We start from the raw sequence: 12,271 nt of genomic DNA on the forward strand, positions 1-12,271 counted from the left end.
ATTAAAAATCTTTTGAGTAAAAATAAGATGAATGTATTGCAAACTAAGGTTTATAAAAAGAGAGAAGCAAATGAAATGCTTACAGGAATAAGTTTCATTTGCTTTACCTAGTTAGAGGGAATGATTGATTATTAACAAACTAGGGGGAATGTGAAGAACTAACTATGTATAGATATAATTTGAACTTGTAATACAGATTTTAATTGGTTGATTATAATTTATATTACACCCCAAATAGTAAAACCAAACTTATATTTAAAAAAACGAATTGACTTTTAAAAATCAATCGAATTATAGGACAAATCAATCCTGTGCTTAAAGAAGAATATAAAATGTACAGCAACTTTATGAAATAAAATTACTGTACATTGTATCTATTTATTTGTAAATGAATGTTATTTTACTGTAAGTAGAATTAGTAATCCATTATTACCAATAACAATAAAAGTATCTTCGTTTAATGCATGAATATCGTTCCATGCAGCAGTAGGAAATTGATGATTGATACGTTCCCAGTTATTTCCGTTGTCTTTAGAAAGTGTTATAAATTCACCATTTGTTAAGTTGTTAGACTTATTACGTCCTACAGCAATAATGTTTCCTGATGTTCCTGTACCTAAAGCAACAGCAGTTAAGCGGTTATTATCATTATAATCAAATGTTGTCCAATTGTGTTGTGAATATACTCCATATATACCTCCAAGTTCGCTAGCACTATTTACAATACCGTTGTTTCCTACAGCCATCACAGTTCCGCTTTTTGCTGCAACATCTAAGTAACGAATTGGTTGATTGGTTTCTAGTATTTCAAATTTACTTTCAAATTGTGTTACAAGAATTCCTTTGTTGTTCAGTCCACCGCCAATAATCATGTATCCTGTTTCTTTAATATAGTCTACACTGCTCAGCATATTATTTTGCATCATTTCTTTAAACTCATCATTTCCTGTGTATTCATTCCATAGTTCACCTTCATTCCAAGTTAAATACACAACCCCTTTTTTAGTAGCTTCATGATACCCTATAACATATATTTCATCATGTTTATCATAGGTAACATCTTTCAATACAACTCCGCGATTGGTAAAAATGGTGTGTACTTCCCAAGAAGTACCTGCATCTTTAGAAATAAGGATTTCACCTGTTAATGCAACAGCAGCTATTAAATTAGGTGTTAGCACCTTAATGTTTTCAATATAAAAGTTATCTGAAAATACTTTATTCCAAGTTATTCCACCATCAGTAGTTTTATAAATTTCAGATATAGTAGTAGTTTCGTCATTTTTAGAGGCTGCAATAAAACCAGTGTTTTCATCAGCAAAATGAATTGATTTTAAAGGCAAGTTTGTAAAAGCGTTTAGTTTTACTATAGTTGCGAGTGAATTAGAAGAATCTCCTTGATCATCAGAACCACCTGTGTCAGTATCGCCATCTCCGTTATCAATTACAACATCTACAACAGGTTCTTCATCATTGGTAGAACAGGCAGTACATAGTATAATACTTAAAATAATAGTAAAAATTCCTTTTAACTTCATGTTTTTTAAATTTGATTTTTTTAATGATTTATTGTGATAAATCTTTATGGTTAAATAATTATTAATAGGGAATTATATGGGGGAGAAGGTTAAGTATGTTATTCTTTTTGATTAGTAAGAATAACTATTCACAATTTTTATTTTTCTAATGATAGCAATACTTTTTAAATGTTTATAATCATGTTAAGCTTAACTCGATGACAAAGTTATTTTAGAAAGAAAAGGAAGGGTTTTAAAAATCAATCTGTGTATAGGACAAATCAATCTTTCTTATGATTCATGTATACAAATGGAGAGATTCCTGTGTGTTTTTTAAAAAAACGATTAAAGTAAGAAGGATCAGAAAACCCAAGTGTATAAGCTATTTCATTAATGCTTAACTCCGATTGAGCCAATAGAATTTTAGCACCAATTAATAGTACATCATTGATCCATGTTTTAGTACTTTTTCCTGTAACACTCTTAACAGTTTTATTTAGATGGTTAGGAGAGACATTAAGTTTTTCTGAATAGAAAGCTACACTTTGTTCTTTCGTAATATTTTCAATCAGTAGCTTTTTGAAATTATGTACCAAGTCAGAATGTTTGTTTGTAGTGGTTGAATGATCGGCTTGTGCAGGTAAAAGATGATTTATTTCATAAAGAATAGCTAATAAGTAGGAACGAATTATTTTTTCAGAAAAATTATGGATATGCATGTAATGCATGCGTTCTAAATTCTGAACCAATATTTGCTGTGTTTTCGAATCTAAAGTAATTGCTTGAGATTCCATGTATTGATTTAAAGGAAGAAAATCCTCGAAAACACGAGTTGTATGTTGCGATTGTAAAATAAACTCCTGACTAAAGTGTAAGAAATAACCTTCGATATCATCAGACAACCAATCTACCGCAGAAATCTGATCTTGTAACCATAAATGTGCTTGTCCAGCCGCAATAGTAACTTGATTAAGATTACAGCGTTTTTTAGCAGCTCCTTTTGTAACTACATAAATTTGTGTAACAGATCGTCTGTAATAGGGAACAGGAAGTTTTATTTGTTTTTTAAAAGCGGAAAATGGTGCAATGAAAAAGTTTTCAGCGTTGTTCGTATATAACTTTTCTATGGCTTCATCTTCTTTAAAAAAGTGTTTTTTTAAGTCGAACGTAGTAAAGTATGGTATTGAATTCATATAGTCATAAGCATTTTATAGCGTAAAAATAAAATGCAAAACCCAGACCAATTTTCTTAAAAATGTTAAATAATTGTTAGTGTTTATTTTCCGCTAAAACCTATATAAATACTGGGTTTTTTGAATTTATTCTGCTTTTAAAATATAGGCAGTTTTTGGTTTGATAGTAAAATTTTGAATATCAATTATTTTCCGAGATAAGAGATTTTTATAATCCTTTTTAGTGCTACTTGGTAGCGTAATTTTTTGATCAGATTGCCCAATATTAAATGCTACAAATATTTCATGTTTTTTATCAAAACGACGGTATAATAAAATATTTGGATTACTTTGATTTATGAACTCAATATCTCCGTGAATAAGCACAGGATTGTTTTTTCTAATTTGAATGAGTTTTCTGTAAAAATTGAACAAATTATGATTGAATTGAACAGAATCTCTTGGTCTATCTAATTTTAATGGATGTGTTGTTTCATCTTCAAAAGTAAGATCAGACCAAATTAAAGGTTTTCTACATGAAGGATCATCTGCTCCCCACATTCCCATTTCATCACCTGCCCAAATGTGTGGAGCTCCAATATAGGTGTATTGATGTACCAACAATAACTTTAGCGTTTGATAGGTATCGGTATCTGGTTTATGGATTTTATAAGAAGGATTTTCATGTGCTTTACATTTGAATTTATATTTCGTTTTATTAAACAACGAAGTAAGCAATCTTGGAGTGTCAAAGCCACATGTATAATTCATCATAGCATAATTGTTATTGGTACTAATACCCAATTTGAATTTTTGTATACTATCTATAAATTCACCAGAAGAAATAGTATCAGGAGCTGTATTGAAAAAATGTCTAGAAGTTCTAAACCATCTATAATTCATTACTGCATCAAAAATGTCTCCTTTTAAGAAAGGAGCAGGATTTAAAAGTTTATCTGGCCATTCTTGCCACCAAATTTCACCTAATAAATATGTATTTGGATTAATATTTCTTACATGTTTTCTGTAATCTCTCCAAAAATCTAGAGGCATTTCCGCAGCAACATCTAATCTGTAACCATCTACACCATCCGAGGTGTTTCCATCTCCATTAGGATCTAACCAACGTTTTGTAATAGCAAAAATGTGATCTTTTACAGCTTTACTATATACATTTCCTTCAAAAGCTTCTACATCTACCGCTAAATCTTGCTTTTGAGTTTCTTTAATTTCAGGAAGTTCGTGTACACCAGACCAACCATGATATTTAAACTCATTTTCAGGCGTATTAGGATCATCAAAAGAATCAATCCAATACCAATCTTTAAATTTAGATTTCTCTTGGTTTTTTATAACGTCTTGCCATGCCCAAAAGGTTTTACCAGTATGATTCCATGAGTAATCGAGGATCACTTTAATTCCTTTTTTATGAAAAGCATCAATTACTTTTAAGAAAAGAGAATCTGCATGTGTAAATTTCCATGTGCTAGGATCGTTAGGAACTTCACTATTTATAATTTTAATGTCTTCTTCAGGATTGGGACCAAAGTTTCTATCAATGTGCCTCCAATTACGAGCATCGTATTTATGTAAAGAAGGAGCATCGTTTAAAGGACGAAAGTAAATGGCAGTAATACCAAGGGAATCTATATAGTTTATTTTGTCTAAAACCCCTTGTAAATCTCCTCCATAACGTCGCATTTGTACTTTGTCTACAAAACGTTGTAACGTATCTCCATAAAAGTTTTTGTAGTTTTTGGTGTTTTTAAAGTAAGCATCGGGTTTATACCAATCTTGTGTCCATGGAGTAGTTTTCCAATTTTCAGGAACAAAACCAGGATAAGCTCCTTGAATGTCTTTAGCAGTTGGATCGTTGGTTGTATCTCCGTTTCTAAAGCGTTCTACGGCAATTTCATACCAAATGGCATTTTTAGACCATGCTGGAGGTGCATTAAAAGCAGTATGTTTTTTATTAGATGTTGGAGATGTTTGTTCTTGTTTACAACTTATGAATATTGCTAAAAAACATAATACTAATAAAATATTCCTCATAATGCTTAAATAAAAATATATGACTAAGGTACATTTTATATTTTTTAAGGTATGTTATAGCATTAAAAAATCCATAGTATTTAACATGTTAAATACTATGGATTTTTATTATATCTAATAAAGTTGTTAAGGCCTAAGCCTCGTCTTTATTGTTTAAAGTATTGATTTGATCAATTAATCTTTTTAAAGATTTTTTAATAGTAGCAGATCTTGTTTTCTTAAGCATTGCATTGGCTTTGTTTAAGAGTCTATCATAATCTGCATCTGGATATACCTGTATAAGCTGTTTAAAGTATGTGTCAATTCCTTTTGCATACTCTTCTTTTTCTTTTTCGTAAAAAGCATCTTCATTAGTAATTAGGTTTAGGTAGTTACCATAATTATCTATTAGTTTTTTCATGCTAGCATTTACGCGTTTTTTTACTTTTTCATCTTCAGGATTGTCAGATTTTGCTAAAATTTCATCGAATTGTAAATCAAAAGCAGCAAGTTGTAATTCTAAACCAAATTGCCAAACTGCAAGCATTTCTTTTCCGTAAACATATTTACCACTTTCAGTAACATTGTAAATCTGATTCATATCTTTCCAGTGTGAAATGAATTCAGAAGCGATTTTATTTCTTTGGTTAAAATCTAGCTTATTATCATCTAAAATTATTTTGAAATTCTGTGGATTGGTTAATTTTTCAACAATAATTCTTTGCTCAGGATGATCTAAAGTAGGCTTTGTTTCATTATCTTCATAGGTAAATCGTAAGTCAAGAATGGCCTTATCATAATCATTAACATCCCAGTATTCTTTCTCTACAGGAAAATTATGTTTTTCAGTCATACAACTTGTAAAGCTCAATGCTAGTAATAGGACTATAAAAACGGTATTTTTTTTCATTAAGTGTAATTTTTGGTTTTTAAAATTTATGCTGCAAATTTAAAAAACTGTGTATTCTCTTAATGTGTCTTTCTTATTTACTGTATGTATAGCATAGAAAAGCTATAGAATTGTATTTTTTGCAGTATAAAATGCTTTTTTTACCCTAGAATACCTAGGCTTATGGTGTTTTTTACTTTATGAGCTTATTTAAGAATGTTTAGTTTTTTTATACTTCATACAGAAGTAGATATCATTCGTTTATTTTTAAAATGATAGCATTGAAAACAAATTCGTAGTACTGACTATATTCTGGAAGAAGTACATTTTCGTATGCAGAAGTGTTGTTTAAAATAGATAAGTCGAATAATTTTAGCTCAGCAACTTCACTTTCTTGGATTATCAATTCTGTAATTGGAACTGTTAATTCAGCAATAAAAACATGATGAAATTCATTATCTATAATTCCATTAGGATGATTTACCTGATGTACTCGTGTTCCTATTTTATAAAGCTGTTCAGAAAATATTGTAAAACCAATTTCTTCTTGTACTTCTCTAAGAGCGGCTTCTTCAATTACTTCGCCAGCACCTACATGTCCAGCTACTGAAATATCCCATAAACCAGGAAAAACTTTCTTAGTCAATGCTCTTTTTTGAAGTAGAATTTTTTGATCTGTAGTATAGATCCAAATATGTACAGTAGGGTGGAAGTACCCATACTTATGGGCTTCAGATTTTAAACAAGTTTTACCAGTATAATCACCGTTTTTATCTACAATATCAATTAATTCATCCATTATTTAAGAAATTTCAGATAAGATACAATCTGTTAGTTTTATAATTTCATTTTCAGTGTTGTATAAATGACATGAAATTCGAATGTAATTTCCTCTAAAGGATACAAAAATGTTTTCTTTAGAAAGTTTATCTTTTAAACTCTGTAGGTTAACAGATTTAGGAATTTCTACACCAAATAAGTGTTTTGCTCTATAAGTATTTTCTTCAATAAAACAACCAGCATTTCTCAAACGCTCAATAGATGAAGCTGTAATTGAAAGACAGTAGTTTTGAATGTCTTCAGGATTCCATTGCAGTAATTGTTTTATGGCTGCAATTTGCATTTGTACATATATAAAACTTCCATGTTCTCCTACAGAGTAACGATTGGCAAGTGGTTTATATTGAGATTGATAATTGGTAAGTCTGCTAAAATCTTCACTGTTTAACCTATTAGACCAGTTTTCTTCTATAGGAGTTCCATTGTCGAACTTACTTCCAAAATAAGCATATCCACATCCATAAGGACCAAATAACCATTTATAACCTGCACAAATTAATGCGTCTGGTTGAATCTCTTTTATAGAAAAAGGTAATGCTCCCACAGATTGACTTCCGTCTATGATAAGTAATGCATTGTGTAAAGTTGCTTTTTTACGAATTGCTTTTAAATCGAATATAGTTCCATTTGCCCAATGAATATTTCCTAAAGCAATTACAGCTGTTTTATCAGAAATAGAATTTAGAATGGTTTCATTCCAAAGTTTTCCTTTACCAATTTTGTTTTCAGGTTGCTCAGCAATTTTTATAACTGCATTATATTTCTTAGCTAATGTATCCCAAACATAGTAATTACTAGGAAATTGTCCTTCTACTAAAAGAATTTCATCTCCTTCTTTAAGTTGAGTGTTATTCGCTACTGTTGCTAAGCCATAAGAAACAGAAGGAATATTGGCTATTCTATTGTAATTATCTGCATGAATCAATTTAGTAAACAACTTTTTAAGCTCGATAACAGGTTCAAAAAAGTTAGTACTGGGAATTAAATGAGGAGTGCTTTTTTCTTTTACAGCTTTTATTCCGGCTTCTTCAATACTTTTAAAAGATGGAGATAAACTTGCAATGTTTAAATAAGTAATATTCTCAGGAAGTGTAAATAACTGTTTTTGATGCTGTAGTTTCATTTAGAAAAAAGTTTAAAACAGTATAAAAATAAAAATGTCATTTTGAACATTATGATGAATCCATTTAAGATTTTCATAAAAGTTCAAAATGACACAAGAACGTTTGTACTGTTTATTTTTTATATGATTATCCGCAATACATAATAAGTAAGAAATACCACCCTTAACTTGTTTCAGGTTCTCATCTCCAATCATTGTTTAATAGCATGATGAGATTTCTAAATACTGAAACAAGTTCAGCACAGGTAAATTCGGAATGATGCTAAAAACGTAATTATGAATCGATACGGATATTCAATTTTTTATTTAAAATAAGAGAAGTCTTCTCCGTTTTCGATCTTTAATAAAGCTTGATAAATCATTTTAATTACATTTTCTACATCATCTCTATGTACCATTTCTACTGTAGTATGCATGTAGCGTAATGGAAGTGATATTAAAGCAGATGCTACACCACCATTACTATACGCAAAGGCATCAGTATCTGTACCTGTAGCTCTAGATAGTGCAGAACGTTGGAAAGGTATCTCATTTTCTTCTGCACCTTCAATAATTAAATCGCGTAACTTCTGTTGTACAGCTGGAGCATAAGCAATAACTGGACCTTTACCAATTTCTAAATGACCTTGTTTTTTCTTGTCAATCATTGGAGTAGTAGTATCATGAGTAACATCTGTAACAATAGCAACATTAGGTTGTATTGTTTCTGTAATCATTTCTGCACCTCTTAATCCAATTTCTTCTTGCACAGAGTTCGTAATATATAATCCGAATGGAAGTTTCTTTTTGTTTTCATGAAGTAAACGAGCTACTTCAGCAACCATAAATCCACCCATTCTGTTGTCTAAAGCACGACAAACAAATTTGTCTCCATTTAAAATATGGAATTGATCTGGATATGTAATTACACATCCAACATGAACACCTAATGCTTCTACTTCTTCTTTATTGGCACAACCAACATCTATAAAGATATTATCTTGTTTAGGAGGTGTTTCTTTTCCTTTATCTCTAGTATGAATTGCTGGCCAACCAAAAACACCTTTTACAATACCATTTTTGGTATGAATGTTTACAACTTTACTAGGCGCTATTTGATGATCGCTACCACCATTTCTAATTACATAAATTAAACCGTTATCTGAAATATAATTTACATACCAAGAAATTTCATCGGCATGTCCTTCAATAACTACTTTATATGGAGCATCTGGGTTGATAACACCTACAGCTGTTCCATAAGTATCTGTTATAAATTCATCAACATATGGTTTTAAATAATCCATCCAGATTTTTTGCCCTTCCCATTCGTAACCAGTTGGGGCCGCATTATTTAAATATTTTTCTAAAAAGTCTAACGACTTTTCATTTAAAATAGAGGTGTTTTTTGACATAATTTATGTGTTCTTGTTTTTATTTTCTTGTTCTCGTCTTTTACGTTCTTTTTCCATTTTTTCTTTATGATGTTCAGGACCCCAAAAACGACGTTGTTCAATATATTCTTCCTGTTCTCTTAATTGCTGAGGCGTTAAAACTTTTAAAAATGAAGGATGTTGTTCAATTGCATATTCAATTTTCTCAACAATACTAGCAATTTCTTCATTTTCATAATCAATATCTAATGGTTCTTTAATAACCATAGATTGTAAAACATTACGTTTTTTAATCATCAATCCCTTTTTGTCAAAAGAGCGTCTAAAGCCATCTATAACAATAGGAACAACAACAGGTTTACAAGTTTTGATAATATGTGCCGTACCTCTACGAATTGGTTTAAAAGGAGTGGTTGTTCCTTGTGGGAAAGTAATTACCCAACCATCATTTAAAGCTTTACCAATGTTAGAAATATCTGACATTTTTACTTGCCTTTTTATATCTTTTCCTTGACTTCTCCAAGTTCTTTCTACAGATACAGAACCAACATAAGCAAAAATTTTAGGTAAAAGTCCTGCTCTCATAGTTTCACCAGCAGCTACATAATATATGTTAAGTTTAGGTTTCCATAAATAAGCAATATTCCTAATATTATCATCACGCCCCTTTAAAGCAGCGTTAAATACATGAAACATAGCAGCAACATCTGCAAAATATGTTTGGTGATTAGAAATAAATAAAACGTTTTTATCAGGTAGTTGTCTTAAAATTTCCGAACCTTCAATTTGTAGTTGATTAAACTTTCTGTAGCGTCCGTGTGAAATAACACCTAGTACTTGAATAAGAAATCTTTTTATAAATAAAATATGTCCGAATGGATTCCTTTTAAATAGGGGCATAAATACTTTTTTAATTTAACAAATTTACAAAACATTTTTATTCAATTTCTTTCAATAAATCTTTTATTTCAGAGAGCATCATAGCTGTGGCACCCCATACGATATGATTTTTAAACTTAAAGCATGGAACCTCAATCTCTTTCATGTAAGAAGTTTCCATAACAACAGAAGAAACATTTGCTTCATTAATGAGTTCTTTAACAGGTATTTCTATAAGTTCAGCAACTTCTTCGTTAGGAACGAAATCAGGCTTTTTATTTAAAAAAGCCATATAAGGAGTTACCATGAAATTACTGGGAGGAATATAAGTGTCAGATAATTCTCTAACAACTGTTACGGTATTTCTATGCACGCCAACTTCTTCTTCTAATTCTCGTAAGGCAGTAATTTCCAAAGAAGGATCAACTTCATCATATTTACCACCAGGAAAACTTATTTGAGCAGAATGTGTACCATTATAACTAGCTCTTTTAGTTAATAAAAATATAGTTTCATCATTGGTATCAGGATAAAATAAAGCCAATACAGCAGCTTTTCGAGGATTACTATTTCGAATTTTTTCTTCAGAGATTTTAATTCTTAATTCAGGAACTAATTTAAATTGAGAAGTAATTCCTCCTAATGTTTTTGTTTGTAGTGGTTCAATATTGTTTTTAAAATAAGAAAACTTCATTAATGCTGTTACTTTTTCTGAATTGACGTGTCTAATATAATGGCTTAAATTTTTATTTAAGGCTTTAAATGTGAAATAAAAGTATGAATAGAAGAAATAAATATCAAAAACTAGCACTTAGTCTATTATTTGATGCAATTGGATATATATCTTATATCATTCCTGGAATTGCAGAAGCTATAGATATTGTATGGGCTCCATTATCTGCTTATTTAATGACGAAAATGTATAAAGGAGATAAAGGTAAAATTGCTGCAGTAGTTGTTTTTATAGAGGAAGCAATGCCTTGGATAGATGCGGTTCCTACATTTACTTTAATGTGGTTTTATACCTATGTTACAAACAAGGAAGAGGGAAGTAATGACAATAAAAAAACAATTGATGTGTAAATTATTTTTTAAACAGAAAGCCTAGTCCTAATCTGCTAAGAAACTTTTTCTCAAAATTCCAGAAGAACTTAAACTGTCCAAATAACCATCCAACTATAGGTAAGGTTAATTGATAAATAGGAAAGACTAACAAAATTCTTAATGGATAATATACCCAAGGGCTCATTGTTTCAGGAGATAATCCTAAAAAATGTGTTACAGGTTTAGCTACCCAAGCAGAGAAAGAACCATTAATCGCAAAAACGATTAATACAGCAGTAACATCCCAATTTGTTTTCAGTCCCCAACGTTCTTTTAATTTTTCCACAGAAAAAAATTTAAATATCTAACAGCTGGCAAATGTATAGAAAAGAAAAAGGGTAAACAAGCCTGTTTACCCTTTTGTTATTATGTAGATTAATTCTTATTTCTTGCCAAATATACCACCTAAAAGTCCACCTAATAAACCACCAGATTTTTTATCTCCACTTCCTAAAACCATACCAGCAACATCGTCAATAACACTACCATCACCATCAGCATCTAATATTTTTTCTAAAAAGCTTTGCTCTTGTTGTGTGCTATTACCACCTAACATACCACCAAGTAAATCACCTAAACCACCTGAATTATTAACACTACTTTGTCTAGATTGTTTTCCAAGAAGACCCATTAAGATTGGAGCAGCAGTTTTTAGAATACTCCCAACAGAGCCAGCATCTAATCCAGCTTTTTGACCAATTACTTGTTCTACACCTTGTTGTTTGTTCCCTAAAACATGTCCTAAAATTTTGCTTCCATCATTTACAACAGATGAATCTACGCCACCATTAAACAAATCACCTAAGTTATCTAAGATTCCACCATCATGTTTATTTAATGCACCCATTAAACCTTCTGCTCCTTCAGGAGTAGCAGCGTTACGTTGCATTGCTTTCATTAATACAGGTAAGGCCATAGTTAAAACATTACTGGTTTTAGCATTGTCTTGTCCTGTTGAACCAGCAACACCACTAATAATTGTTTTACCCATTGGACTATTTAGTAAATCTAAGATTCCTTCCATTTGTTTATGTTTTAAAGTTAATTACTATTCTGACAATTATATAGACACAATATACGGATTTTAGGTCACATAAATTTTTACAAAAAATTAAAAAAAGTTTAATGAAGAGGTAGGGAAGACTTCATTTCAGTTGTTATATATGTCGTTGAAACTATTTTTAAATTTTAATATAAAATAAAGTTATGATTCTAAAGTATTATACAATTCTAGTATTAATAATTTCTATGGTTTACTATAATTCTTTACTAAAGAATCGATTAAAATTGTGTTTCATTTTTTAAAGTACGTTGCCCCCACAATCTCCTTTATGAAGTAGAAC

The 12,271-nt window shown here is 30.5% G+C and carries 12 protein-coding genes; 1 reads left to right on the forward strand and 11 read right to left on the reverse strand.

What is annotated here, in order from left to right:
- Positions 1 to 395 precede the first annotated feature (395 nt).
- The 9 genes from ACKTTC_RS00955 to ACKTTC_RS00995 all read right to left on the reverse strand — a co-directional run bounded on the left by ACKTTC_RS00955 (position 396) and on the right by ACKTTC_RS00995 (position 10,518).
- The gene (locus ACKTTC_RS00955) at positions 396 to 1,538 is read right to left on the reverse strand and encodes a WD40/YVTN/BNR-like repeat-containing protein (RefSeq protein ID WP_408037427.1); all 1,143 of its coding nucleotides are present in this window, start codon (positions 1,536 to 1,538) and stop codon (positions 396 to 398) included.
- A gap of 260 nt (positions 1,539 to 1,798) precedes the next feature.
- The gene (locus ACKTTC_RS00960; RefSeq protein ID WP_408037429.1) at positions 1,799 to 2,710 is read right to left on the reverse strand and encodes a helix-turn-helix domain-containing protein; all 912 of its coding nucleotides are present in this window, start codon (positions 2,708 to 2,710) and stop codon (positions 1,799 to 1,801) included.
- Positions 2,711 to 2,836: 126 nt separating this feature from the next.
- A complete protein-coding gene (locus ACKTTC_RS00965) occupies positions 2,837 to 4,741 on the reverse strand; it encodes an alpha-amylase family glycosyl hydrolase (protein ID WP_408037431.1) in 1,905 nt (634 codons plus the stop codon).
- 133 nt (positions 4,742 to 4,874) lie between these two features.
- Complete coding sequence (locus tag ACKTTC_RS00970) at positions 4,875 to 5,630, reverse strand: hypothetical protein (RefSeq protein ID WP_408037433.1); 756 nt, start codon at positions 5,628 to 5,630, stop codon at positions 4,875 to 4,877.
- A gap of 232 nt (positions 5,631 to 5,862) precedes the next feature.
- Entirely contained in the window at positions 5,863 to 6,408 is a 546-nt protein-coding gene (locus ACKTTC_RS00975) for an NUDIX hydrolase (protein ID WP_408037435.1), read from the reverse strand.
- Between the two features lie 3 nt (positions 6,409 to 6,411).
- Entirely contained in the window at positions 6,412 to 7,572 is a 1,161-nt protein-coding gene (locus tag ACKTTC_RS00980; RefSeq protein WP_408037437.1) for an aminotransferase class V-fold PLP-dependent enzyme, read from the reverse strand.
- Between the two features lie 302 nt (positions 7,573 to 7,874).
- The gene (locus tag ACKTTC_RS00985; protein WP_408037439.1) at positions 7,875 to 8,966 is read right to left on the reverse strand and encodes a M42 family metallopeptidase; all 1,092 of its coding nucleotides are present in this window, start codon (positions 8,964 to 8,966) and stop codon (positions 7,875 to 7,877) included.
- Between the two features lie 3 nt (positions 8,967 to 8,969).
- On the reverse strand, positions 8,970 to 9,845 hold the full coding sequence (locus ACKTTC_RS00990) for a lysophospholipid acyltransferase family protein (RefSeq protein WP_408037441.1): 876 nt from the start codon (positions 9,843 to 9,845) through the stop codon (positions 8,970 to 8,972).
- Positions 9,846 to 9,882: 37 nt separating this feature from the next.
- Positions 9,883 to 10,518: an NUDIX hydrolase gene (locus ACKTTC_RS00995; protein WP_408037443.1), complete on the reverse strand. Its 636-nt coding sequence runs from the start codon at positions 10,516 to 10,518 to the stop codon at positions 9,883 to 9,885.
- 83 nt (positions 10,519 to 10,601) lie between these two features.
- Between ACKTTC_RS00995 and ACKTTC_RS01000 the strand changes: the two genes are divergently transcribed.
- Positions 10,602 to 10,907 carry a hypothetical protein gene (locus ACKTTC_RS01000; RefSeq protein ID WP_408037445.1) on the forward strand — a complete coding sequence of 102 codons (306 nt, stop codon included), beginning with the start codon at positions 10,602 to 10,604 and terminating at the stop codon, positions 10,905 to 10,907.
- Between the two features lies 1 nt (position 10,908).
- Here ACKTTC_RS01000 and ACKTTC_RS01005 read toward each other — a convergent pair whose 3' ends face one another.
- Complete coding sequence (locus ACKTTC_RS01005) at positions 10,909 to 11,214, reverse strand: DUF6787 family protein (RefSeq protein WP_408037447.1); 306 nt, start codon at positions 11,212 to 11,214, stop codon at positions 10,909 to 10,911.
- 96 nt (positions 11,215 to 11,310) lie between these two features.
- A complete protein-coding gene (locus ACKTTC_RS01010; RefSeq protein ID WP_408037449.1) occupies positions 11,311 to 11,952 on the reverse strand; it encodes a DUF937 domain-containing protein in 642 nt (213 codons plus the stop codon).
- Between the last annotated feature and the right edge of the window lie 319 nt (positions 11,953 to 12,271).

The organism is Tenacibaculum amylolyticum (genome assembly GCF_964511145.1).
GTDB lineage: Bacteria > Bacteroidota > Bacteroidia > Flavobacteriales > Flavobacteriaceae > Polaribacter > Polaribacter amylolyticum.

Excerpts from the sequence above, each read along its gene's own strand:
- ACKTTC_RS00995 (WP_408037443.1), bottom strand. The coding sequence starts at position 10,518 with ATGAAGTTTTCTTATTTTAAAAACAATATTGAACCACTACAAACAAAA.
- ACKTTC_RS00975 (WP_408037435.1), bottom strand. The coding sequence starts at position 6,408 with ATGGATGAATTAATTGATATTGTAGATAAAAACGGTGATTATACTGGT.
- ACKTTC_RS00965 (WP_408037431.1), bottom strand. The coding sequence starts at position 4,741 with ATGAGGAATATTTTATTAGTATTATGTTTTTTAGCAATATTCATAAGT.
- ACKTTC_RS00960 (WP_408037429.1), bottom strand. The coding sequence starts at position 2,710 with ATGAATTCAATACCATACTTTACTACGTTCGACTTAAAAAAACACTTT.
- ACKTTC_RS01010 (WP_408037449.1), bottom strand. The coding sequence starts at position 11,952 with ATGGAAGGAATCTTAGATTTACTAAATAGTCCAATGGGTAAAACAATT.
- ACKTTC_RS00985 (WP_408037439.1), bottom strand. The coding sequence starts at position 8,966 with ATGTCAAAAAACACCTCTATTTTAAATGAAAAGTCGTTAGACTTTTTA.
- ACKTTC_RS01000 (WP_408037445.1), top strand. The coding sequence starts at position 10,602 with ATGAATAGAAGAAATAAATATCAAAAACTAGCACTTAGTCTATTATTT.
- ACKTTC_RS00970 (WP_408037433.1), bottom strand. The coding sequence starts at position 5,630 with ATGAAAAAAAATACCGTTTTTATAGTCCTATTACTAGCATTGAGCTTT.
- ACKTTC_RS00955 (WP_408037427.1), bottom strand. The coding sequence starts at position 1,538 with ATGAAGTTAAAAGGAATTTTTACTATTATTTTAAGTATTATACTATGT.
- ACKTTC_RS00980 (WP_408037437.1), bottom strand. The coding sequence starts at position 7,572 with ATGAAACTACAGCATCAAAAACAGTTATTTACACTTCCTGAGAATATT.
- ACKTTC_RS00990 (WP_408037441.1), bottom strand. The coding sequence starts at position 9,845 with ATGCCCCTATTTAAAAGGAATCCATTCGGACATATTTTATTTATAAAA.